This window comes from Streptomyces sp. NPDC001787 (assembly GCF_040297465.1).
Classification (GTDB): Bacteria; Actinomycetota; Actinomycetes; order Streptomycetales; family Streptomycetaceae; genus Streptomyces.
In genome coordinates, this window is record NZ_JBEOZE010000007.1 from 99,135 (window position 1) to 122,431 (window position 23,297).

A 23,297-nucleotide genomic window follows, 5' to 3' on the forward strand; every position below is an offset into this window, starting at 1 on the left:
GCGGCTCAGAAGTAGTAGCGGGACACCGATTCGGCGACGCAGGCGGGCTTCTCGCCGCCCTCGCGCTCGACGGTGACGACGGCGGTGACCTGCACACCGCCGCCCGCCTCCTCGACGCCGCCGAGCACGACCGTGGCGCGCAGCCGGGAACCCACCGGGACGGTCGAGGGGAAGCGGACCTTGTTGGTCCCGTAGTTGATGCCCATCTTCATACCCTCGACCCGCATGACCTGGGGTACGAGCGCGGGCAGCAGGGAGAGCGTCAGATAGCCGTGGGCGATCGTCGCGCCGAACGGCCCGGCCGCCGCCCGCTCGGGGTCCACATGGATCCACTGGTGGTCGCCGGTCGCCTCGGCGAACTGGTCGATCCGCTTCTGGTCGATCTCCAGCCAGTCGCTGTGGCCCAGTTGCTCGCCCACTCCGTCGCGCAGTTCCTGCGCGGACGTGAAGATCCTCGGCTCTGACATGGTTCTGGTCCCTGCCTTCCGGCTCGCTGCCCTCGTGCTGCGCCTCGCGGCGTCGATGTCTAAGCGCTTGCTCAGCATCCTTCGAGCGGTGCGTCCCTGTCAACGACGCTGCGCGCCGGTGTGCGGGGCGGCGGCCGGCGCACCGTGGTGATCGGCAGGGTTTTCGAAGAGTGCGGCGGGGTTCGAGGGGGGCCAGTAGGGTTCGAGGGGTGCCTCAGATCCCACAGACGCTCCATGAACTCTCGGTCGGCCAGCTCGCCGCGCGCAGCGGTGCCGCGGTCTCGGCCCTCCACTTCTACGAGTCCAAGGGCCTGATCCACAGTCGTCGGACGAGTGGCAATCAGCGCCGGTACACCAGGGACGCACTGCGCCGGGTCGCGTTCGTGCGCGCCGCGCAACGCGTCGGCATCCCGCTGGCCACCATCCGCGAGGCGCTCGCCGAGCTTCCCGAGGGGCGGACCCCGAACCGGGAGGACTGGGCCAGGCTCTCCCGCGCGTGGCGCGGCGAACTGGACGAGCGCATCAGCCAGTTGGGCAGGCTGCGTGACCATCTGACCGACTGCATCGGCTGTGGCTGCCTCTCGTTGGAGAACTGTGTGCTCTCCAACCCGGACGACATCACCGGCGGCATGATCACCGGCTCTCGTCTGATGCCCGAGCACGTCGCGAAGCGGGGCGAGTAGGGGGAACGGCCGGGCGGGCAGGAAGTGCGGCCGGGCGGTCGGGGAGAGCCGGCGGGGGCCGACCGCCCCTCCGGGCGCGCCGCTCACGCCGCCGAGGCCAGATTCCGCTGCCGCGTCCGCCGGGCCCGCGCGAGTGCTCCTTCCGTCAGCACGGGGCGCGGCACCACGATCCCGCATCCGGTGCAGACCGGCCCCGACCACGGGTCCCGGTCCAGGTCCTGCCGCCAGGCGATGCCCGTCGCCGCGCAGACCGGGCAGGCGGACCCGGGCTCGGACCCCAGTGCCGCGATCAGCCGCCGCAGCACCTCGGCGAGCGGCGCGGACGGATGGACCCCCGGATCGGCGCAGCGGGCGACACCGTTGCCGCCCCAGGTCCGGCGGTGCCAGTCGTCGAACGCCCGCGGCCGGCGGAGGCCGTCGTGCTTCTCGCGGCGCCTCCGCTCGGCGAACCCCGTCTCGTACGCGAGCCAGATGGCCCGCGCCTCCTCCAGCTCCTCCAGGGCGCCCATCAGGCGCACCGGATCGGGGGCCCGGTCCTCGGGTCCGATCCCGTGCCGGGCGCACAGGTGGTGCCAGGTCGCCCGATGACCGTACGGGGCGAACCTCTCCAGGCATTTGCGCAGCGAATACCGCCGCAATGCCAGGTCGCCCAGCGGATCGCGGACCTGTCTCGCAAGACTCCGGAAACCGGCCATGACACTGCCACCTCCGTCACTCGTACTTCGGCGTCAAGGAATGGACGTACGACTGCCCGTTTCGGCTCCATCGAAAGATGAGAATCGTCCATTGGCCGAGACACCCCACGTGAGGCGGGGGTGATGACCGGTAGTGCGGCGGCGTGCGGCCGGTGGTGAGAGGGCGTGCGGGTACGGGGCACTCCGGAAGAGGTGACCGATGTTCACCGTACCGGCGGGGGAGGCCGTCAGTGACCTCCGGCATCCTCCGGCGCATCGGCCTCCGTATCGGCCTCCCGGAGGAGCGCGCCCGCCCCCACGCGCCGGCACATGCGGATCGACCGCCGCAACGGCCTGGTGGCCGGGCACCCCGGCCTCACCGGCCTCACCGGCCTCACCGGCCTCACTGGCCGGAAGCTGACCGACTTCTTCGGTGAGGCATGAGGTCCCGGTCCGTGCCCGTAGGTCTCGCGCCGGCGCCCGGCCATCCGGTATCGCCGCCCTGAGCAGGCGTTATTCGATGGCAGGGCTCCCCGGGGCGCGCATAGGGTGCCGCATATGACAGCGTCCCCACGCCTGGAGAAACCCACCCCCGAGAACGTGCTGAGCGCCTGCCGCCTCCGGGTCCGCCCCGACCAGAGGGCGTTCGTGTCGCCGGTCGCCGAATCGCTGGCCGAGGCGTATGTGCACCCCGACACCGCCTGGCCCCGGCTGATCCGCGACGGTGACCGGACCGTGGGCTTCGTGATGGCCTTCTTCGGCATCCCCTTCGACTTCGACGCGGACGTGCCCGGCGCACCGCCGCGCTCCGGGCTCTGGCGCCTGGCGATAGACGCCGGTGAACAGGGCCGCGGTTACGGGCGCTTCGCGGTACGGGCGGTGAACGAGGAGATCCGCAGGCGCGGCGGGACGCTCTCCACGGTGACCTGGCACCCCGGCGAGGGCGGCCCGGAGGACTTCTATCTGCGGCTCGGGTATCTCAAGCGAGGGCTGACGAACGACGGCGACCACCTCGGCGAGCTGGACCTGACCCGCTGACGGCCGGGGCGGCCGGGGGCAGCCGGAGGACGGTGGGGGCGGTGGGGGACAGCGGGGCACAGTCCACCGGCCCCGCTCCACCGGCCCCGCTCCACCGACCCCGCCGTTCCCCGTCCGCCGTCGCCCGTCGCCTCCGGCCGGGCGCGGCCCCGCGTCCTACCCTCCGTACCGCAGGTACTTCTTCCGCTTCGCCCGGAACGCCGCCAGGTCATCACGCCAGGCGCCCACCACCTCGTCGGTGTCCGCGCCCGCGTCGATCATCGTGCGGACCCGGGTGTTCCCGGTGAGCTTGTCGATCCAGTTGTCCGGCCGCCAGGCGAAGCCGCTCCAGGACCGCTTCGCCGTCACCAGCAGGGCGATGCCGGTGCGCACCGGGTCGAACACCTCCCGGTCCTGGACGTGCAGCTGCACCCCGCCGATCGTCCTGCCCTGGAACTTGGAGAAGGTCGGCGCGAAGTACGCCTCGCGGAACGCCACCCCGGGCAGGTCCAGCGCGTTGGCGGCGGCGGCCCAGCGGTAGTCGATCCCCTCCGCCCCCAGCAGCTCGAACGGCCGCGTGGTGCCCCGGCCCTCGGAGAGGTTCGTCCCCTCGAACAGGCAGGTGCCGGAGTAGACGAGGGCCGATTCGGGTGTCGGCATGTTCGGGCTGGGCGGCACCCACGGCAGCCCCGTCGTGTCGAAGAAGTCCGAGCGCCGCCACCCCGACATCGTGACGACGTCCAGTCGCACCGGCCGCTCCGCCAGGAACTCCGCGTTGAAGAACAGCGCCAGCTCCGCCACGGTCATGCCGTGCGCCTGGGAGATCTCCCGGCGGCCCACGAACGTCGCGAACGCCGGATCCAGGACCGGTCCCAGCGCGGCCCGCCCGGTCACCGGGTTCGGCCGGTCCAGGACGACGAAACGTTTACCCGCGAGGGCGGCCGCCTCCATGCAGTCGTACAGCGTCCAGATGTACGTGTAGAAGCGGGCGCCCGCGTCCTGGATGTCGAAGACGACCGTGTCCACCCCGGAAGCGGTGAAGACGTCCGCCAGCGGCTGACCGCTCTTGAGATAGGTGTCGTAGACCGGCAGACCGGTCGCCGGGTCGTCGTACCGTCCCTCGGAGCCGCCCGCCTGGGCGGTGCCCCGGAAGCCGTGCTCCGGGCCGAAGACGGCGGTCAGGTTCACCCGCGCGTCCGGGTGCATCACATCGACGATGTGGCGCACGTCGGAGGTGATCCCGGTCGGATTGGTGACCACCCCGACCTTCTGCCCCTTCAACAGCCGGTAGCCGTCCGCGGCCAGCCGGTCGAACCCGGTGCGCACCCGGCCGTGTCCGGAGCCGTGACCCGGGCGGGCGGCTGCGGGACCGGTCCCCGCCGCCGTGGCCGCGAGGGCTCCCACAGCGCTCCCGGCGGCCAGCAAACCACGTCTGGACAGGCTCATTCCGCTACCTCCATGATCGCGCCGTCTGTCATGGTCACGCACGCTAGCGCGGGTCCGGGCCGCACGGAACGATCCGGACCGGGCGGATTCCCCGTACTGGCCCCGGACCCTTCCCCGGTGACATACCGACCGGTTAGTCTGCCGGGACGATCGGCTGGGAGAGGCGGGATCCGATGAGTACGGTGCAGGGCGCCGGCGTAGTGGTCACAGGGGCCGGGGGCGGCATCGGTGCCGCGCTGGCCCGCAGGTTCGCCGCGGAGGGCGCGCGGGTCGTCGTCAACGACCTCGATCCCGGCCGGATCGGGCCGCTCGCCGAGGAGATCGGTGGGTTCGCGGTCGCCGGTGACGCCTCACGGATCGTGGACGCCGCCCGCGAGGCCCTCGGCGGCACGGTGGACATCTACTGCGCCAACGCGGGCCTCGCCTCGCCCGGTGATGTCTTCGCCGACGAGGAGGTCTGGGCCGCCGCCTGGGACGTCAATGTCATGGCCCACGTCCGTGCGGCCAGGGCCCTCCTGCCGGACTGGCTGGAGCGCGGCAACGGCCGCTTCGTCACCACCGCCTCCGCCGCCGGACTTCTCACGATGATCGGCGCGGCCCCGTACAGCGTCACCAAGCACGGCGCCGTCGCCTTCGCCGAGTGGCTCTCCCTGACCTACCGCCACCGCGGCCTCAAGGTCCACGCGATCTGCCCGCAGGGCGTACGCACGGACATGCTCACGGCCGCGGGCTCCGCCGGGGAGCTGGTCCTCGCCCCCGGCGCGATCGAGCCGGAGGCGGTCGCCGACGCGCTGTTCGACGCCATGGCCGAGGACCGTTTCCTGGTCCTGCCGCACCCCGAGGTGGCCGGGTACCACCGGGCCCGCGCCACGGACCCGGACCGCTGGCTGGGCAGCATGAACCACCTCCAGCGGAAGTGGGAGGAGGCCGGCGCGTGACCGCCTCCCGCGGGGGGCGGAGGTCCTGACCGAGCCCGCCGGGGCCGCGAGTGGGAAGATCCTCGGGCGGGAACCGCGTTCCCCCCGTCAAACAGTTCACGCACCGTACGAAAGGCAGGTGGCCGCAGATGGCCAAGGCGACGGACGGGGACGGCACGCCCGTTCCCCAACGGCTGCTGGCCGCCGCCACCCGGCTCTTCGCCGAGCAGGGCTACGACCGCACCTCGGTCCAGGAGATCGTCGAGGCGGCGGGCGTCACCAAAGGGGCGCTGTACCACTACTTCGGCTCCAAGGAGGACCTCCTCCAGGAGGTGTACTCCCGGATGCTGCGGCTCCAGCAGGAACGGCTGGACGCCTTCGCGGAAGCCGAGGCGCCGGTCGAGCAGCGGCTGCGGGACGCTGCCGCCGACGTGGTCGTCACGACCATCGACAACCTGGACGACGCCGCGATCTTCTTCCGCTCGATGCACCATCTGAGCCCGGAGAAGAACAGGCAGGTACGGGGCGAGCGGCGCCGCTACCACGAGCGCTTCCGGGCGCTCATCGAGGAGGGGCAGAGGAGCGGGGTGTTCTCCACGGCCACTCCGGCGGACCTGGTGGTCGACTACCACTTCGGTTCCATCCACCATCTGTCCACCTGGTACCGGCCGGACGGCCCGCTCAGCCGCCAGGAGGTCGCCGACCATCTGGCGGACCTGCTGCTGAGGGCCCTGCGCCCGTAGCGGGTACGGCGCGGGGGACACGGCCCCGGGGCCTGCGGGCCGGTGCCCGTGTGCGTACCGGGCGCACAACGGGACACAGAGGCGTCTCCGAAGAATTGTTCGTTTATAGAACGGACATGTCCGGTTTCCACTCTTGACGGTGTGCCGTCATGTCACTGACCATCGGTCACGCATCTCGCACCAGTAGCTCAGGCACCTCGCACCATCAGCTCCAGGCAGCCCGCACCAGCAGCTCCAGGACCCGGCCGGGCCCGACGACGTCGGCGCGACCGGGTGCCCCCCGCACGTTCCGTCAGTCCCCGAACGGAATCCGGAGCCCCTCGATGAGCCCGAACCGCTTTGCCCTGCGCAGATCCCCGGCCCTTCCGGCCGCTGCCGTCCTCTCCCTCGCCGCACTCCTGGTGACCGCCGCCCCCGCCGCCCAGGCGACCGGGACGGCCACCGGGGCCGCGGTGGTGGCCGCCGCCCCCGACATCCCGCTCGCCAACGTCAAGGCGCACCTCACCCAGCTCCAGTCGATCGCCACCGCCAACGGCGGCAACCGCGCCCACGGCCGCCCCGGCTACAAGGCGTCCATCGACTATGTGAAGGCCAAGCTGGACGCCGCCGGATACACCACGTCCCTCCAGCAGTTCACCTCCGGCGGCGCCACCGGCTACAACCTCATCGCCGACTGGCCCGGCGGGGACGCGAACAAGGTCCTCATGGCCGGGGCCCATCTGGACTCGGTGAGCTCGGGCGCCGGCATCAACGACAACGGCTCCGGCTCCGCCGCCGTGCTGGAGACGGCCCTGGCCGTCTCCCGGGCCCAGCTCGCGCCGGACAAGCACCTCCGGTTCGCCTGGTGGGGCGCCGAGGAGCTGGGTCTCGTCGGCTCCCGGTACTACGTCAACAACCTGCCGTCCTCCGAGCGTTCCAAGCTCTCCGGCTATCTCAACTTCGACATGATCGGGTCGCCCAACGCCGGTTACTTCGTCTACGACGACGACCCGGTCATCGAGAAGACCTTCAAGGACTACTACGCCGGTCTGTCCATACCGACGGAGATAGAGACGGAGGGCGACGGCCGCTCCGACCACGCCCCGTTCAAGAACGTGGGCATCCCGGTCGGCGGTCTGTTCTCGGGAGCGGACTACACCAAGACCGCCGCCCAGGCCCAGAAGTGGGGCGGCACGGCGGGCCAGTCCTTCGACCGCTGCTACCACTCCTCCTGCGACAACACGAGCAACATCAACGACACGGCCCTCGACCGCAACAGCGACGCCATCGCCCACGCGATCTGGACCCTGTCCGCCGGCACGGGCGAACCGCCCACGGGCGAGGGCGTCTTCAGCAACGCCGCCGATGTCGCCGTCCCGGACAACGGCGCCGCGGTGACCTCCTCGATCGCGGTGACCGGGCGTACCGGCAACGCGCCCGCCGCGCTCCAGGTCGGCGTGGACATCAAGCACACCTGGCGCGGCGACGTGGTCGTCGACCTGGTCGCCCCCGACGGCACCGCCTACCGGCTGAAGAACTCCAGCAGCGGCGACTCGGCCGACAACGTGATCACGACCTACACGGTCGACGCGTCGAGCGAGACCGCCAACGGCACCTGGAAACTCCGGGTGCAGGACGTGGCCTCGCAGGACACCGGCTACATCGACAGCTGGAAGCTCACCTTCTGAGTTCCGGCAGCCCCGGCAGTCCCGGCAGCCCCAGCGATCTCGGCGATCTCGGCAGTACCGGCAGTCCCGGCCGCATCCGCACCCCTGGCCGCCGCGGCTGCCGGTACCCGCGCGAGCCGCGCCCGGTCCCCGGTGCGGGGCGGACCCGTCCGGTCCGTCCCGCACCGCCGGAATCACCGGTCACGGTGACCGGTCACCGGTACTTCTTGATCTCCCGCCGGGCCAGCGAGCGCTGGTGCACCTCGTCCGGCCCGTCCGCCAGCCGCAGCGTCCGCGCCGCCGCCCACAGCTCCGCCAGCGGGAAGTCCTGGCTGACGCCGCCCGCGCCGTGCAGCTGTACGGCCCGGTCGAGGATGTCCACCACCGCGCGCGGGGTCGCGATCTTGATGGACTGGATCTCGGTGTGCGCCCCCCGGTTGCCCACGGTGTCCATCAGCCAGGCGGTCTTCAGCACCAGCAGCCGCAGCTGCTCCACCGTGACCCGGGCGTCCGCGATCCAGTTCTGCACCACGCCCTGCTGGGCGAGCGGCTTGCCGAAGGCCGTACGGGACACCGCCCGCCGGCACATCAGCTCGATCGCCCGCTCGGCCATGCCGATGAGCCGCATGCAGTGGTGGATCCGGCCCGGACCCAGCCGCGCCTGCGCGATGGCGAAGCCGCCGCCCTCCTCACCGATCAGGTTCGACACGGGCACCCGTACATTCTCGAAGGCGACTTCCGCGTGACCGCCGTGGTAGTGGTCCTCGTAGCCGTACACCCGCATGGCGCGGCGCACTTCGAGGCCCGGGGTGTCCCTCGGGACGAGGATCTGCGACTGCTGGCGGCGGATGTCCTCGCCGTCCGGATCGGTCTTGCCCATCACGATGAAGATCCGGCAGTCCGGGTTCATCGCCCCGGAGATGAACCACTTGCGGCCGTTGATGACGTAGTCGTCACCGTCCCGTGTGATCCGGGTCTCGATATTGGTGGCGTCGGAGGAGGCGACCTCGGGCTCGGTCATGGCGAACGCGGACCGGATCTCACCGGCGAGCAGCGGCTCCAGCCACCGCTTCCTCTGCTCGTCCGTGCCGAACTGGTGGAGCACCTCCATGTTTCCGGTGTCCGGCGCCGCGCAGTTCAGCGCGGTCGGCGCCAGCTGCGGGCTGCGGCCCAGGATCTCGGCCAGCGGGGCGTACTGGAGATTGGTCAGCCCGGCACCGTACCCGGCGTCGGGGAGGAAGAGGTTCCACAGGCCCTGCCTGCGCGCCTCCGCCTTCAGATCCTCGACGACCTGCGGGGTGTCCCAGGGGGAGGCGAGGAGCGCGCGCTGTTCCTCCGCGGTGCTCTCGGCCGGGTACACATGCTCGTCCATGAAGGTGAGCAGCCTGGTGCGCAGTTCTTCGGTACGGGCGTCGAACGCGAAGTCCATGGGGGTGATCAGCCTTCCTGGAGGGTGGTGAGGCCGTGCTCGATGAAGACGGGGACGAGATCGCCGATCGCGTCGAAACCGGCGCCCACGGTCTGGCCCCGGGTGTAGCGGTAGTGGATGCCCTCCAGGATCACGGCGAGCTTGAACCAGGCGAACGCGGTGTACCAGGAGAGGGCGGAGGTGTCCCGGCCGGAGCGCGCCGCGTAGCGTTCGATCAGCTCGGCGGGCGCGGGGTGGCCGGCCGCGCCGCTGGTGGTGGAGACCGGGGACCGCGGCAGGCCGAGGTCGGAGCTGTACATCACCAGCAGTCCGAGGTCCGTCAGCGGGTCGCCGAGGGTGGACATCTCCCAGTCGAGCACGGCCCTGATCCGGTCGTCCGGGCCGATCAGGACGTTGTCCAGGCGGTAGTCCCCGTGCACCACGGTGGGCGCGGGGGAGTGCGGCAGCGCACGGCCGAGCGCGGCGTGCAGTTCGTCGATCCCGGCGAGTTCGCGGTCGCGGGAGGCGTCGAGCTGCTTGCCCCAGCGCCGCAGCTGACGGTCCAGGAAACCGTCGGGGCGCCCGAAGTCCCCGAGCCCGACGGCCCCGGGGTCCACGGCGTGCAGATCGACCAGGGTGTCGACCAGCCCGAGGACCGCGCCCCGGGTGCGCTCGGGGCCCAGCGGGGCGAGCTGCTCGGCCGTGCGGAACGGGGTGCCCTCGACGTACTCCATGACGTAGAAGGGCGAGCCGATGACGGACTCGTCCTCGCAGAGCAGCACCGGCTCCGGTACCGGTACGGCGGTCGGGAACAGCGCGCTGATGACCCGGAACTCGCGCTTCATGTCATGTGCGGTGGCCAGCACATGGCCGAGCGGAGGCCTGCGGACGACCCACCGGCCGGTGCCGTCGGTGACCGTGTACGTGAGGTTCGACCGGCCGCCCTCGATCAGCCGGGCCTCCAGCGGTCCGCCCACCAGCCCCGGCCGCTCGCGGTCGAGATGCCGGCGCAGCGGGCCGGGGTCGAGACCTGGCGGGTGGACTTGGCTCATGGTGCGCACCTCCGGGGCGTCGGAACGATCGCAGCCCATGATGCCGACCAGTCGGTATGTCGTCCAGTGAACTCCCGGAATCGGCCGTGGCAACTCCCTTCGGACTCTGGTGTTCAGTCGTATCCCTGAATAGAGTTCACGTATGGATACAGCCTTGTTGATCGACGAAGTCCGGCTCACCCCGATTCTCATAGCGGATCCGCCCCTTCTGAACACCCAGGGCGTCCATCAGCCGTACACCCCCCGGCTCATCGTCGAGGTCGTCACACGGGGTGGAGTGACCGGTATCGGGGAGACCTACGGCGACGGCACGTATCTGGAGCTGGCCCGTCCGCTGGCCGAGGCCCTGCCCGGTCGCCGGGTCAGCGATCTGAACGGCCTGTTCACGCTCGCCGAGCAGGTGTGCGGCGACTCACGCGCCGCCGACGACCGCGTCGACGCCGGTGGACTGCGCGGCGTGCGGACCGCAGACAAGCTCCGGCTCTCCGTCGTCTCCGGCTTCGAGGTCGCCTGCCTGGACGCGCTCGGCAAGAGCCTCGGCCTGCCCGTGCACGCCCTGCTCGGCGGCAAGGTCCGCGACACCGTCGAGTACAGCGCGTACCTCTTCTACCGCTGGGCCGCGCACCCGGGGGCCGGGGAGCGGGACGACTGGGGGGCGGCCCTGGACCCGGCCGGAATCGTCGCCCAGGCCAGGCGCTTCGCCGACGAGCACGGCTTCACCTCCTTCAAGCTCAAGGGCGGTGTCTTCGAGCCGGACCAGGAGATCGCCGCCGTCCGGGCCCTCGCCCAGGAGTTCCCGGGCCGGCCGCTGCGCCTGGACCCCAACGGCGCCTGGTCGGTGGAGACCTCCCTGTACGTCGCCGAGCAGCTCAAGGACGTACTCGAATACCTGGAGGACCCGGCCGGCGGTACGGCGGCGATGGCCGCCGTCTCCGCGGCCACCGAGGTGCCGCTGGCCACCAATATGTGCGTCACGACCCTCGCCGAGGTGCCCGAGGCCTTCGCCCGGGACGCGGTCCAGGTCGTCCTGAGCGACCACCACTACTGGGGCGGGCTGCACCGCACCCGCGAACTGGCCGGGATCTGCCGTGCCTTCGGCGTCGGACTCTCCATGCACTCCAACACCCACCTCGGCATCAGCCTCGCCGCGATGACGCAGGTCGCCGCCACCGTGCCCAACCTCGACTACGCCTGCGACAGCCACTACCCCTGGCAGACCGAGGACGTCATCACCACCCGGCACGTCTTCACCGACGGCCGGCTGACCGTCTCCGACGCCCCGGGTCTGGGTGTCGAACTCGACCGCGAGCGGCTGGCGGCGCTGCACCGGCGCTGGCTGGACGACGACGGCACGATGCGCGAGCGCGACGACGCCGCCGCGATGCGCGAGGCCGAGCCGGAGTGGGTGACGCCGGCGATCCCGCGCTGGTGAGCGCCCGCCCGGTACCCCGGCCCTGAGTTGCGCCGAGTGTGGGCTGCGCCGAAGGTCGGAGGATGAAGGCGATCAGCTACAGCAGGTACGGCGGGGCCGACGTCATGGAGTACGGGGAGCGGCCCGACCCGAAGGTCGGCCCGGACACCGTCCTGGTGAAGGTGCGGGCCGCGGCCGTCAACCCGGTCGACTGGAAGGCCCGGGAGGGCCACCTCCAGTCGGGTCTCGAAGCGGTCTTCCCGGTGATCCCGGGCTGGGACGTCTCGGGAGTGGTCGTGCAACCCGGCGTCGCGGTCGACGAGTTCACCGTCGGTGACGAGGTCATCGGCTATGTGCGGGAGGACTTCCTCTCCCGGGGCACCTTCGCCGAATACGTCGCCGCGCCGGTGCGCACGCTCGCCCGCAAGCCGATGGGCCTGAGCTTCGAGGAGGCCGCGGGGCTGCCGCTGGCCGGCCTCACCGCCTACCAGGTGCTGCACCGCACCCTGAAGGTCCGCAGCGGCGAGACGGTCCTCGTCCACGCGGCGGCGGGCGGGGTCGGCTCGCTCGCGGTGCAGCTCGCCCGGCACGCGGGCTGCCGGGTCATCGGCACGGCGAGCGCCCACAACCACGACCATGTGCGCAGCCTCGGCGCCGAACCGGTGGAGTACGGCGACGGGCTCGCCGACCGGCTGCGGGCCCTGGCCCCCGACGGCTTCGACGCCGCCTTCGACACCGTGGGCGGCGAAGCGCTCCGTGCCTCGGCGGACACCCTCGCCCAGGGCGGCCGGCTCGCCTCCATCGCGGACGGGGAGGTCTTCTCGTACGGCGGGCGCTACGCCTTCGTGCGGCCCGATGCCACGGATCTGGCCCATCTCGCGGAACTGGCCGAGCAGGGCATCGTCACGGTCCATGTGGACCAGGTCTTCCCGCTGGACCGGGCCGCGGACGCGTACCGGCTCAACGAGCGGGGCCGCACCCGGGGGAAGATCGTCGTCACCGTGGCCTGGGACAACTGAGGGGGCGCGCACGGACCGCGACGGCCGGGAGCGCCGCGTGCTCCGCGACGGCCGGGAAGGCGGCGTGTCGCGACGGCTCAGAACAGCATGGCCGCGGCGAACACCGCGAGCGCCACCGTGCACACCGCCGCCGTCAGGGCGTGGCGCGAGGACAGCGGCTGAGGCCGCGCCACCTGCATCTCCAGCACCCGCCGGTGCGCCACCCGGAGGAAACCCAGCCAGGCCAGCGCGCTCAGCGCCACCGCGGCCACCGCACCGGGGCTCGCGCCGCCGTGCAGTGCCTGCCGGCCCGCCAGCAGCGCCACCACCGTGCAGGACAGTGTGGTGCGCCGCCAGGCCAGCCTGGTCCGTTCCGGCTGCAGCCCCGGGTCCCTGGGGGCCTCGGTCACCGGCCCTCCCAGCCGAAGAGGACGACCACCACCATCGCGACGGCGACCACGGCGACCGCGAGGCTCAGCAGCGTCGGGAAGCGGGAGACCGGCAGGTCCTCACCGCGCCGCATCGCCCGCTCGCACCGCACCCAGTGGTTGACCGCCCGCAGCGCGCAGAGCACACCGGCGGCCAGCAGCCCCAGTGCCAGGCCCGCCCGGACGCCCCAGACGAGTTCCGGGAGGAACTGGTCGACGGCGAAACCGCCCCCGATCAGGGCCAGCGCCGTCCGGATCCACGCGAGGAACGTACGCTCGTTGGCGAGCGAGAACCGGTAGTCCGGGGTCTCGCCCTCTTCGCGGATCCGCTGCGGCGCGAACCACAACCGGATGCCCCGCACAAAATCGTTCACGCCCGAGCCCTGTCTGTCGTTCCGCCGCTGTTCGGGTGCCGTGCTCACCGGGAACGGAGCTCCCGAAGCCGGTGGTACGCGGCCAGCCCGTCGGGCACCCAGGGCCACTCGTCCAGCCGCGCCGCCAGCTCCTCGTCGGTGAGGAAGGCGTGCCAGGCGACCTCTTCCGCCTGCGGATCCACCGGCGCCTCGCACCGCACCCGGTACACGTACGACCACCAGGTGTGCTCGGCGCTCTCGTAGAGGAACTTGAAGAGCGGCTCGGGGCGGGGGAGCCCGGACACCCCCAGCTCCTCCTCCGCCTCGCGCAGCGCCGCCTCGTCGTAGGACTCGCCCGCGCCCACGACGCCGCCGACGAACATGTCGTAGTGCGAGGGGAAGACCGGTTTGACGGGCGTTCTGCGATGCACGAAGAGCCTGCCCGAGGCGTCCCGCACCTCGATGAACACGCAGCGATGACGCAGGCCCCGCGCGGTCGCCTCACCGCGCGGGGCCTGGCCGACGACCTCGTCGTTCTCGTCGACGATGTCCAGGATCTCGTCAGTCGGGTCAAAGGGCTCCATACGCCCCATCCAACATCATCCCCGCCGGTCAGGATCACGGCCCCATGACCCGCGGGGCCCCTGATCAGCGAAGGGTGACGGGACGGCCCCTACGCCGTCACTGCCCCATGACGTACTTGACGGTCGGGCCGGTCGTCCAGCCGCCGTCCACCGCGAGCTCCGCGCCGGTGATGTACGAGGCGGCCTCCGACAGCAGGAAGACGACGGCCTCCGCGATCTCGGGAGCCTCGCCGACCCGGCCCATCGGCGTGTTCGGGTAGTTGCCGTCGCCCTGCGCGATGCCCACGGCCGCGGTCATCGGGGTGTAGGTCATTCCGGGGTGGACGGAGTTGACCCGGACCTTCGCCGTGCCCAGCTCCACCGCGCCGATCTTGGTCAGGCCGCGTACGCCCCACTTGGAGGCGCCGTAGCTGGAGGTCATGGCGAGGCCCATCAGACCGGCGGCCGAGGAGATGTTGACGATCGAGCCGCCGCCGTTCTCCTTCATCACCGGGATCACGGTCTTCATGCCGATGAACACCGCGGTCAGATTGATGTCGATCACCTTGCGGAAGTGCTCGACCGACTCGGTCTCCAGCGGCTGACCGGTGGAGACGCCGGCGTTGTTCACCAGACCGTCGATCCGGCCGAACTCGGCGAGCGTGAACCGCGCGACGCGCTCCCAGTCCTCCTCGGAGGTCACGTCGTGGTGCAGGAACCGGGCCCGGTCCCCGAGCGCGGCGGCGGTCGCGACGCCGTCCTCGTCGAGGATGTCGGTGATCACGACGTTGCCGCCGCCGGCGACGGCGAGACGGGCGGCCTCGGCGCCGAGGCCGCGGGCGCCGCCGGTGATGATGACGGTCCTGCCGGTGAGACTGGTCTTGTCGCTCATGGTGCTGTCCTTCATCTGCGGGTGGTTCATCTGCGGGTGGTTCCGGTGCGGCCCGGCACGGGGGCGCGCAGAAACGCGGTGGTGGTCTCGACGAGATCGGCGAGGAAGAGCTCCTCGCCGGTCAGTGGTTCGGTGCCGTCGAGGTACTGGCGGGCGCGGTCGGCCATCGCCGCGCCGATCAGGGTGAGCGCCAGATCGAGCCGCTCCAGGCGCACCGGCGTGGGCAGTGCGCCCAGGCGGTCCGAGACGCGGGCGATCAGCCGTCCGTACGCGGTGGCGTCGACCGCGGGGTGCAGTTCGCCCGTGCGCAGCCCGGTCTCATGGCTGAGCTGCGCGGAGATGCGCAGACAGCGCCGGCCGCGGTCGTCGGCCAGCAGACCGGCCTCGGCCGTCACCAGCGCGCCGACCAGCTCCCGTACGTCCGCGTCCGCGCCCAGCCCGTCCAGGAGCGGGGCCATCAGCCGCTCGGCGCGGGACTGCCTCCCGGACATCACCGCGTCGAGCAGTCCGGCCCGGGAGCCGAAGTGGTACTGCACGGCGGACGGATTGCTCTGCCCGGCGAGCCGCACGACATCGCGTATCTGGCCACCCACGACACCCTGCGAGGCGAAGACCTCCTCGGCGGCGCGGATGAGCTTGTCCCTGGTGTCGGGCCCTGACGTTCTCGCCATGGGACCACTGTAATGCTGGCCATTATTAATAACCAGTGGGGAGAGTCCGGGCCCGCTGCCGGTCACCCGGCCCGCTGCCGGTCACCCGGGCGCGGCCCGCGTCAGCGCGGCTGGAGATCCTTCGTCCGCCGCCCGCCCACCGGCCCCGCCGGCATCGCGGGATGCAGCCCGAGCAGCACGATCCCGGTGACGATCGCCGCCAGCCCCGCCGCCTCCCAGGCCAGCGCCCCCGTGTCCGTGCGCACCCGGTCCCCGAGGAAGCCGATCCCGCAGGCGATCCCGGCCAGCGGCTGGGCGGCGGTCAGCGCGGGCAGCGACATCCGCAGCGGTCCCGTCTCGAAGGCGCTCTGGACCAGGATCAGCCCCGTCACCCCCAGGACGAGCACGCCGTACGGCTGCCAGGCCGTCACCAGCGCGTCCCAGCCGCCCTCGGTCAGCCGCTCACCGCTCGCCCGGGTCAGCGCGTCCTGGAGCCCGTACAGCAGTCCGGCCGCCACCGCCAGAAGAGCCGGGGCCGCCCCGATCCGCGAGTGCCTGGCGGCGGCCGTCAGCAGCAGGGCGAGCCCCACCACCACGCCGATCACCACCCAGTGCCGCAGCGAGCCGGTCACCGGATCCCCGCCGCGCGGCTCGCCGGCCAGCAGGAACGCCGCGACGCCCCCGGCCAGCAGCCAGAGCCCGGCCCAGCCCTGGCGTCCCAGCGGCTGCCCGGTGCGGCGGCGCGACAGGGCCATGGCGAAGAGCAGATTGGTCGCCAGCAGCGGCTCCACGACCGACACCTCGCCCCGGCCGAGGGCCAGCGCGCCCAGCACCATGCCGCAGACCATCAGTCCGATCCCGGCCAGCCAGCTCCTCACCCGCATCAGGTCGAGCAGCAGCCTGGGGGAGAGGAAGTCGCTCATCGGGGCACGCCGGGCGGCGTCCTGCTGCAGGACGAAGCCGAAGCCCAGACAGCAGGCGGCACCCACGGAGAGAACCAGGACCAGCACCGACACGATCTCTTCCTCAGGTCGGACCGGGAGGGAGTGATGTGGTTCGACGATAAGCCCTGCGCCGGACGGGGGCGGTGAGAATGCCGCCGACCGGGCGGTTGACGGCGCGGCGGAGGGTGCCGAAGATCTAACGCACGAGTAACTTCGCCCACCGCTCAGCCCGGCACCGCCCCCGACAAGGATGGAACCCCATGGCGTACGACGCTGATGTCATCGTGATCGGGGCCGGCCTCGCGGGGCTCGTGGCCACCGCCGAACTGGTCGACGCGGGCCGCTCGGTGATCCTGCTCGACCAGGAGCCCGAGCAGTCCATCGGCGGCCAGGCGCACTGGTCCTTCGGCGGCCTGTTCTTCGTCGACTCGCCCGAACAGCGCCGGCTGCGGATCAAGGACAGCCGGGAGCTGGCCCTCCAGGACTGGTTCGGCACGGCGGGCTTCGACCGCGAGGAGGACCACTGGCCCCGGAAGTGGGCCGAGGCGTACGTCGACTTCGCCGCCGGTGAGAAGCGGTCCTGGCTCCACGCGCAGGGGCTGCGGATCTTCCCGGTCGTCGGCTGGGCCGAACGCGGCGGCTACGATGCCAACGGCCACGGCAACTCCGTCCCCCGCTTCCACATCACCTGGGGCACCGGCCCCGGGATCGTCGCCCCCTTCGAGCGCCGGGTGCGCGAGGGTGTCGCCAGGGGCCTGGTGAAGCTGAGGTTCCGCCACCGGGTCACCGGACTCGGCCGCTCGGCGGGGACCCTCGACACGGTCACGGGCGAGATCCTGGAGCCGAGCGGAGCCGCGCGCGGCACCGCGAGCACCCGCGAGGTCGGCGGTGCCTTCGAGCTGAGGGCCCAGGCGGTGATCGTCACCTCGGGGGGTATCGGCGGCAACCACGACCTCGTACGGGCCCAGTGGCCCGAGCGGCTCGGCACCCCGCCCGCGAAGATGCTCTCGGGAGTCCCCGCCCACGTCGACGGGCTGATGCTGGGCATCGCCGAGGAAGCGGGCGCCCACCACATCAACCGCGACCGGATGTGGCACTACACCGAGGGCATCGAGAACTGGAACCCGATCTGGGCCAGGCACGGCATCCGGATCCTGCCCGGCCCCTCGTCCCTCTGGCTGGACGCCCGCGGCAAGCGGCTGCCGGTCCCGCTCTTCCCCGGCTTCGACACGCTCGGCACCCTCGAACACATCATGCGCTCGGGCTACGGATACACCTGGTTCGTCCTGGACCAGCGGATCATCGGCAAGGAGTTCGCGCTCTCCGGCTCCGAGCAGAACCCCGACCTGACGGGCAAGTCGGTCCGCGACGTGATCGGGCGGGCCCGCGCCGACGTGCCCGCGCCGGTCAAGGCGTTCATGGACAAGGGTGTGGACTTCGTGGTCGAGAACGACCTCGGCGCCCTCGTCCGCGGCATGAACGCGCTCACCGGCGACACCCTGATCGACGAGGACGGCCTGCGCCGCGAGATCACCGCTCGCGACCGCGAGATCGCCAACCCCTTCACCAAGGACCTCCAGGTCACGGCCATCCGCGGGGCCCGCGCCTATCTGGGCGACCGGCTGATCCGTACGGCGAAGCCGCACCGCATCCTCGACCCGGCGGCGGGCCCGCTGATCGCGGTGCGCCTCAACATCCTCACCCGTAAGTCCCTGGGCGGCCTGGAGACGGACCTGTCCTCGCGGGTGCTCGCCGCCGACGGCGAGCCGCTGCCCGGGATGTACGCGGCGGGCGAGGCGGCCGGGTTCGGCGGCGGCGGGGTCCATGGCTACCGGTCGCTGGAGGGCACGTTCCTCGGCGGCTGCATCTTCTCGGGCCGTGCGGCGGGCCGGGCGGCGGCGCAGGCGGTCGGTTAGCGGGAGCGGCGGTCCGGCACGCGTCGCCGGCTCCCGGATGCCGGCGGCGGACCACGCGGGCCACCGGGGCCGTCGTGGGCGGACAGCCTGCGGGCAGCGTGTCATTCCAGCCAACTATGTGGAATTCGCGCGGAGTTGGCGGAGGGAAGCCCTTGACCGGGAGGCTTCTGTGCGGCTTGGCTGTGCGCGATCATTTTGCTCGTACACCGCGTCGAAAGAAGCCTGCGGATGTCTCCGCCTCCGCCGCCCCTGGGCCGCTCCCGCAGACGGGGCGGTCGCTCGGACCACTCCTTCGACCCGGCCCTGGACGACAGCGACCTCATCGACGCCCGCAACCAGTTCGCCCAGGGCAGATGGACCAGGGCCCGCGCCCTGCTCGTCGGTACCGGCGGCGACTGGGACCGCCGCGGCCACCGGGTGCTCGCCCTCGCCGGGATCCCCTCCGCCGTCGACTGGGCCCGTGACTGGCTGATCGCCGAACCCGACAGCGCCGATGCCACCACCCTGCTCGGCTGCGCCTCCGTCGCCCGCGTCCGGCACCGGCGGGCCGCCGCCGACGAGGCCTCCCGGGCCCGCGAAGCCTGTCTGGCAGCCGCCGGGCTCGACCCCGCCGACCCGACCCCCTGGCTCGGACTCCTCCTGCTGGACCGCACGCTCGGCGGCGACGGAGCGGACACCGGCAAGCTCTTCGAAGAGGTACGTTCCCGGCACCCCGAACACCACCACGCGCACCACCTGATGGCCGCCCATCTCGCCGAGAGCCGCCCGGAAGCCGGCCAGGACCCGCTCCACGAGGTCTACGACTTCGCCGCCTGGGCCGCCGAACAGGCCCCCGCGGACTCCCCGCTCGCGGTGCTCCCGGTCATCGCCCACGCCGAGCGGTACCGCGTCCTGGTCGCCGCCGGCACGGAGTCCGAGGACCCCGTGGCCTCCGGGCACTGGTCGGGGCGGCGCGCCCGCCAGGTCATGAGGACCGCCTTCGACTGGTGGCTGGAGTGGGAGCGCGAGGACCACCCCCGCCACCGCACCGACCTCAACTTCCTGGCCCACGCCAAGTTCTGCGAGGGCCGTCCCGCCGAGGCGGCGGCGCTCTTCCACCGCATCGGCCCGCACGCCACCCCCGCGCCCTGGTCCTACTCCGGCGGCGACCCGTACCCCGCCTTCCTGGCCGCGCGCCGCTTCGCGCTCGGCACCCCCTGAAGGACACCGCACCCGGACAGCCAGTACGCGGACACCCAGTACGCGGACACCCAGCACGGACACGCACAGCACGGACGCACGGCACAGACGCCACCGAAGAAGGGAACAACCCCGCGATGTCGACGGGCAGTTCATTTCCGAGCGATACCGGCACCACGAAGGTGACCGGCGATACCGGCGGGATCAACACGTACAAGGGAGAGGAACGCGCCCTGCGGGCGAACCGGCTCGGCACCCCGGGCCTGCTGCTCTCGGTGCTCGCCGCCAGCGCCCCGCTGATGGTCGTCGCCGGGGTCATGCCCACGGTCTTCGGCGTGATGGGCATCGTCGGCCAGCCCCTGCTGTACGTCATCCTCGGCATCGTCCTGATGCTGTTCAGCGTCGGGTACGCGGAGATGAGCCGGCACGTCCACAACGCCGGCGCCTTCTACGCCTACATCGCCCGCGGGCTCGGCCCGACGGCCGGGGCGGGCGCCTCGCTCGTCGCGCTGGTCGCCTACAGCGCGATGCAGGTCGGCATCTACGGCATTCTCGGCTTCGAGGTCTCCGGACTGTTCGCCGTCTATCTCGACATCGACCTGGACTGGTGGATACCGGCCCTCGTCGCCGTGGCGGTCGTCGGCTACCTCGGCTGGCTGAAGATCGACCTCAACGCCAGGGTGCTGGGCGTGCTGCTGGTCGTGGAGTGCGCCCTTGTCGTGATCTTCGACATCGCGGCCGTCGGCAAGCCCGGCCCCGAGGGGCTGTCGCTGCACGCCTTCGACCCGGAGACCCTCACCGGCGCGGGGCTCGGCACCGCCCTGTGCTTCTGCATCGCCGCGTTCGTGGGCTTCGAACAGGCCCCGGTGTACGCGGAGGAGACCAGCCGCCCGCAGATCGTCGTCTCCCGGGTGATGTTCCTGGCCGTCGGCTACGCGGCGCTGTTCCTCGCCATCAGCTCCTGGGCCCTGACCGTCGCCACCGGGCCCGGCTTCATCGCGGACACCTCCCTCAAGGAGGGCCCCGGAATGCTCTTCGGGCTCACCGAGGAACGGCTCGGCACCACCTTCACCGACGTACTGCACGTCCTGTTCGTCACCGGTATGTTCGCCGCGCTCCTGAGCTTCCACAACGTCGTGGCCCGCTACGCGTTCGCGATGGGACGCGAGGGCCTGCTGCCCGCAGCATTCGGCCGCACCAACAGGGCGAGCGGCGCCCCCGCCACCGGATCGCTGCTCCAGTCCCTCGTCTCCGCCGTGATCGTGCTGGCCTTCGCGCTGACCGACGACAACCCGGTGGGCGACCCCACCGCGCCCGTCCTGCACCTGTTCACCTGGATGGGCAACGTCGGGGCGCTCGGCATCATCGTGCTGATGGCCGCCGCCTCGTTCGCCGTCATCGCCTTCTTCGTACGCCGCGGCGCGGGCCGGGCCCAGGCCCCCCGGCTCGTCGCCTCCGGGCTGGCCGGAATCGCCCTGCTGGCCATCGCGGTCTTCACCGTCCGGGACTTCGGCGTCCTCGTCGGCTCGGGCCCCGGCTCGGTGCTCAACTGGGTGCTGCCCGGCGTGATCCTCGCCGCGCTCGCCGGCGGGCTGGTGTACGGGGCGGTGCTGCGCTCCACCAAGCCGGAGGTGCACGCCAGGATCGGCCTGGGCAACGAGGCGTTCCAGCTGGAGAAGGCCGCCGAGGACACCGCCGCCCCGCGCCGGACGTACTGATCCGCGCGGGCGCTCCCGGAATCCCGCGGCCCGCACAGGGCGATGGCGCCCGTCGGCCGGTACGCATGCCGTGCACGCGTACCGGACCGGCGGGCGCCATCGTGCACGGCCCCCGTACGGACGTGGGGGGAGGGCCGTGCGGGCAGCCGGTGCCGGGGGCCTTTCCATCGGACGGAAAGGTCCCTAGAGCACCAGCGAGAGCAGCAGGATGAAGGCCAGCGAGACGACGGAGATGATCGTCTCCATCACCGACCAGGTCTTGACGGTCTGGCCGACGTCCATCCCGAAGTACTCCTTCACCAGCCAGAACCCGGCGTCGTTGACGTGGCTGAAGAAGAGCGAGCCCGCGCCGACGGCGAGGACCAGCAGCGCCGCGTGCGAGGTCGACATGTCGGCGGCCAGCGGGGCGACCAGACCGGCCGCCGAGATGGTGGCCACGGTCGCCGAACCCGTCGCGAGCCGGATGGCGACGGCGATCAGCCAGCCGAGCAGCAGCGCGGGGATCGACCAGTTCTCGGAGAAGTCCAGGATCATCTGGCCGACACCGGCGTCGATCAGCGTCTGCTTGAAGCCGCCTCCCGCGCCCACGATCAGCAGCACACCGGCGATCGGGGCCAGCGACTTCTCGACCGTGGTGGAGAGCCGGCCCTTGGTGAATCCGGCGGCCCGGCCCAGAGTGAACATCCCGACGACAACGGCCGCGAGCAGGGCGATCAGCGGCGAGCCGATCACATCGGTGACCCGCTGGACACCGTTCTCCGGATCGTCCACGACGATGTCGACCAGGGCCTTGACCAGCATCAGGACCACGGGCAGGAGAATCGTCGCCAGGGTGGCGCCGAAGCCGGGCCGGCGGTCCAGTTCCTCCGAGGGGCGCTGCGGGATCATCTTCTCCGGCGCCTTGATGTCCACCCAGCGTGCCGCGTAACGGGAGAAGACCGGGCCCGCGATGATCACCGTGGGGATGGCGACCAGTACGCCGAGGGCCAGCGTCACTCCGAGGTTGGCGCCCAGCGCGTCGATCGCCACCAGCGGGCCGGGGTGCGGCGGGATCAGTCCGTGCATCACGGAGAGCCCGGCCAGCGCGGGGATGCCGATCCGCATCAGCGAGTAGTTGCCGCGCTTGGCGACCAGCAGCACCACCGGGATCATCAGCACGATCCCGACCTCGAAGAACAGCGGCAGACCGATGATCGAGGCGATCAGGACCATCGCCCACGGCATGGCCCGTCCGCTCGCCCTGGCGAGGATGGTGTCGACGATCTGGTCCGCGCCGCCGGAGTCGGCGAGCAGCTTGCCCAGAATGGCGCCGAGTGCGATGAGGACACCCACACCCGCGACCGTCGAACCGAGCCCCGCGGTGAAGCTGGCGATGGTCTTGGCCGGAGCGGCGCCCGCGAACGAGCCGAGCGCCAGCGAACCGATGGTCAGCGCGAGGAACGCGTGCATCTTGAACTTGGTGATGAGCACAACGATGACGGCGATGCCCGCCAGGACGGCGATGCCCAATTGCGCGTTGCCGGCCGAAGTGATCGGTTCGACGGCGTCCGCTGCCAGCGTCTCGACGCTGAGACTGGTCACGGTGATGATCCTTAACTGTCGAGCCGGCGCAACGCGGCGACGGCTCGCTGAGTGATTTCCTCGGGCGTGCCGGACACATCGACCGCGACGCCGGCCTCGTCCCGACCGAGCGGTTCCAGGGTGGCGAACTGCGAATCGAGCAGCGCGGCCGGCATGAAGTGACCTCTGCGGTCCGCCATCCGCCCCTCGATCAGGGCCCGGTCGCCGGTCAGATGGAGGAAGACGGCATCGGGGGCCTCGGCCCGCAGCCGGTCGCGGTAGACACGCTTGAGCGCCGAACTGCTGACGACACCGCCGAGTCCGGCCCGGCCGTGTGCCCACCGGCCGATCGCGTCCAGCCAGGGCAGGCGGTCAGCGTCGTCCAGAGGGGTGCCGGCCGACATCTTGGCGATGTTCGCCGCGGGGTGGAAGTCGTCGCCCTCGGCGTACGGAACGCCGAGTGCGGTGGCGAGCAGGGGACCGATCGTGGTCTTGCCGGTTCCTGCCACGCCCATCACCACGACGACGTGGGGGGTGCTCATGGGTGCCTCGCTGTCTTCTTCGACATCGGTCCGTCGCGCTACTGAAACCCATTAGGTACGACTTATTCAAGTGGGTGTGACGCAAACGTC

Annotated in this window: 23 protein-coding genes; 10 read left to right on the top strand and 13 right to left on the bottom strand. The window is 71.7% G+C overall.

The genetic code is table 11. From position 1 onward, the window contains the following. Positions 1-5: 5 nt before the first annotated feature. The gene (locus ABT170_RS12360; RefSeq protein WP_329945529.1) at positions 6-467 is read right to left on the bottom strand and encodes a MaoC family dehydratase; all 462 of its coding nucleotides are present in this window, start codon (positions 465-467) and stop codon (positions 6-8) included. Positions 468-676: 209 nt separating this feature from the next. Here ABT170_RS12360 and soxR point away from each other — a divergent pair, with 209 nt between their 5' ends. Beyond that, positions 677-1,150: a redox-sensitive transcriptional activator SoxR gene (gene soxR / locus ABT170_RS12365; protein WP_329945528.1), complete on the top strand. Its 474-nt coding sequence runs from the start codon at positions 677-679 to the stop codon at positions 1,148-1,150. 83 nt (positions 1,151-1,233) lie between these two features. Here the strand turns inward: soxR and ABT170_RS12370 are convergent, their stop codons facing one another. Next, a complete protein-coding gene (locus ABT170_RS12370; protein ID WP_329945527.1) occupies positions 1,234-1,845 on the bottom strand; it encodes a hypothetical protein in 612 nt (203 codons plus the stop codon). 537 nt (positions 1,846-2,382) lie between these two features. Between ABT170_RS12370 and ABT170_RS12375 the strand changes: the two genes are divergently transcribed. Next, entirely contained in the window at positions 2,383-2,862 is a 480-nt protein-coding gene (locus tag ABT170_RS12375) for a GNAT family N-acetyltransferase (protein WP_329945526.1), read from the top strand. A 156-nt stretch (positions 2,863-3,018) separates the two neighbouring features. Here ABT170_RS12375 and ABT170_RS12380 read toward each other — a convergent pair whose 3' ends face one another. Continuing rightward, on the bottom strand, positions 3,019-4,287 hold the full coding sequence (locus ABT170_RS12380; protein ID WP_351866391.1) for an exo-beta-N-acetylmuramidase NamZ family protein: 1,269 nt from the start codon (positions 4,285-4,287) through the stop codon (positions 3,019-3,021). Positions 4,288-4,460: 173 nt separating this feature from the next. Between ABT170_RS12380 and ABT170_RS12385 the strand changes: the two genes are divergently transcribed. The 3 genes from ABT170_RS12385 (at position 4,461) to ABT170_RS12395 (ending at position 7,614) form a co-directional block, all read left to right on the top strand. Then, positions 4,461-5,225 carry an SDR family oxidoreductase gene (locus ABT170_RS12385; RefSeq protein ID WP_329945524.1) on the top strand — a complete coding sequence of 255 codons (765 nt, stop codon included), beginning with the start codon at positions 4,461-4,463 and terminating at the stop codon, positions 5,223-5,225. 128 nt (positions 5,226-5,353) lie between these two features. Further along, complete coding sequence (locus tag ABT170_RS12390) at positions 5,354-5,947, top strand: TetR/AcrR family transcriptional regulator (RefSeq protein WP_329945523.1); 594 nt, start codon at positions 5,354-5,356, stop codon at positions 5,945-5,947. A 323-nt stretch (positions 5,948-6,270) separates the two neighbouring features. Further along, positions 6,271-7,614 carry a M28 family metallopeptidase gene (locus tag ABT170_RS12395; RefSeq protein WP_351866396.1) on the top strand — a complete coding sequence of 448 codons (1,344 nt, stop codon included), beginning with the start codon at positions 6,271-6,273 and terminating at the stop codon, positions 7,612-7,614. Between the two features lie 193 nt (positions 7,615-7,807). Here the strand turns inward: ABT170_RS12395 and ABT170_RS12400 are convergent, their stop codons facing one another. Further along, on the bottom strand, positions 7,808-9,022 hold the full coding sequence (locus tag ABT170_RS12400; RefSeq protein ID WP_329945521.1) for an acyl-CoA dehydrogenase family protein: 1,215 nt from the start codon (positions 9,020-9,022) through the stop codon (positions 7,808-7,810). An 8-nt stretch (positions 9,023-9,030) separates the two neighbouring features. After that, positions 9,031-10,053, bottom strand: coding sequence for a phosphotransferase family protein (locus ABT170_RS12405; RefSeq protein ID WP_329945520.1), 1,023 nt, complete (start codon positions 10,051-10,053; stop codon positions 9,031-9,033). A gap of 142 nt (positions 10,054-10,195) precedes the next feature. Between ABT170_RS12405 and ABT170_RS12410 the strand changes: the two genes are divergently transcribed. Together ABT170_RS12410 and ABT170_RS12415 are read left to right on the top strand one after the other, a co-directional pair. Beyond that, positions 10,196-11,485, top strand: a complete 1,290-nt coding sequence (locus tag ABT170_RS12410) for an enolase C-terminal domain-like protein (protein ID WP_351866400.1) — start codon at positions 10,196-10,198, stop codon at positions 11,483-11,485. A 62-nt stretch (positions 11,486-11,547) separates the two neighbouring features. Beyond that, entirely contained in the window at positions 11,548-12,483 is a 936-nt protein-coding gene (locus ABT170_RS12415; protein ID WP_329945518.1) for an NADP-dependent oxidoreductase, read from the top strand. A 77-nt stretch (positions 12,484-12,560) separates the two neighbouring features. Here ABT170_RS12415 and ABT170_RS12420 read toward each other — a convergent pair whose 3' ends face one another. From ABT170_RS12420 to ABT170_RS12450, 6 genes are all read right to left on the bottom strand, one after another. Then, positions 12,561-12,872, bottom strand: a complete 312-nt coding sequence (locus tag ABT170_RS12420; RefSeq protein WP_329945517.1) for a DUF202 domain-containing protein — start codon at positions 12,870-12,872, stop codon at positions 12,561-12,563. Further along, on the bottom strand, positions 12,869-13,264 hold the full coding sequence (locus ABT170_RS12425; protein ID WP_329945516.1) for a YidH family protein: 396 nt from the start codon (positions 13,262-13,264) through the stop codon (positions 12,869-12,871). Before ABT170_RS12425 ends, ABT170_RS12420 begins: the two co-directional genes overlap by 4 nt. Before the next feature lie 44 nt (positions 13,265-13,308). After that, entirely contained in the window at positions 13,309-13,836 is a 528-nt protein-coding gene (locus tag ABT170_RS12430) for an NUDIX hydrolase (protein WP_502970506.1), read from the bottom strand. Between the two features lie 88 nt (positions 13,837-13,924). After that, positions 13,925-14,698: a glucose 1-dehydrogenase gene (locus tag ABT170_RS12435; protein WP_351866407.1), complete on the bottom strand. Its 774-nt coding sequence runs from the start codon at positions 14,696-14,698 to the stop codon at positions 13,925-13,927. 26 nt (positions 14,699-14,724) lie between these two features. Next, a complete protein-coding gene (locus tag ABT170_RS12440; RefSeq protein ID WP_502970507.1) occupies positions 14,725-15,369 on the bottom strand; it encodes a TetR/AcrR family transcriptional regulator in 645 nt (214 codons plus the stop codon). Positions 15,370-15,470: 101 nt separating this feature from the next. Further along, on the bottom strand, positions 15,471-16,364 hold the full coding sequence (locus ABT170_RS12450) for a DMT family transporter (protein ID WP_329945513.1): 894 nt from the start codon (positions 16,362-16,364) through the stop codon (positions 15,471-15,473). 188 nt (positions 16,365-16,552) lie between these two features. Between ABT170_RS12450 and ABT170_RS12455 the strand changes: the two genes are divergently transcribed. From ABT170_RS12455 to ABT170_RS12465, 3 genes are all read left to right on the top strand, one after another. Next, the gene (locus tag ABT170_RS12455) at positions 16,553-18,208 is read left to right on the top strand and encodes an FAD-binding dehydrogenase (protein WP_329945512.1); all 1,656 of its coding nucleotides are present in this window, start codon (positions 16,553-16,555) and stop codon (positions 18,206-18,208) included. A 228-nt stretch (positions 18,209-18,436) separates the two neighbouring features. After that, the gene (locus tag ABT170_RS12460) at positions 18,437-19,408 is read left to right on the top strand and encodes a hypothetical protein (protein WP_329945511.1); all 972 of its coding nucleotides are present in this window, start codon (positions 18,437-18,439) and stop codon (positions 19,406-19,408) included. A gap of 116 nt (positions 19,409-19,524) precedes the next feature. Further along, entirely contained in the window at positions 19,525-21,105 is a 1,581-nt protein-coding gene (locus tag ABT170_RS12465; RefSeq protein WP_329945510.1) for an APC family permease, read from the top strand. A gap of 183 nt (positions 21,106-21,288) precedes the next feature. Here ABT170_RS12465 and ABT170_RS12470 read toward each other — a convergent pair whose 3' ends face one another. Together ABT170_RS12470 and ABT170_RS12475 are read right to left on the bottom strand one after the other, a co-directional pair. Beyond that, complete coding sequence (locus ABT170_RS12470; protein ID WP_351866411.1) at positions 21,289-22,686, bottom strand: GntP family permease; 1,398 nt, start codon at positions 22,684-22,686, stop codon at positions 21,289-21,291. Positions 22,687-22,697: 11 nt separating this feature from the next. Then, the gene (locus tag ABT170_RS12475; RefSeq protein ID WP_329945508.1) at positions 22,698-23,207 is read right to left on the bottom strand and encodes a gluconokinase; all 510 of its coding nucleotides are present in this window, start codon (positions 23,205-23,207) and stop codon (positions 22,698-22,700) included. Positions 23,208-23,297 lie beyond the last annotated feature (90 nt).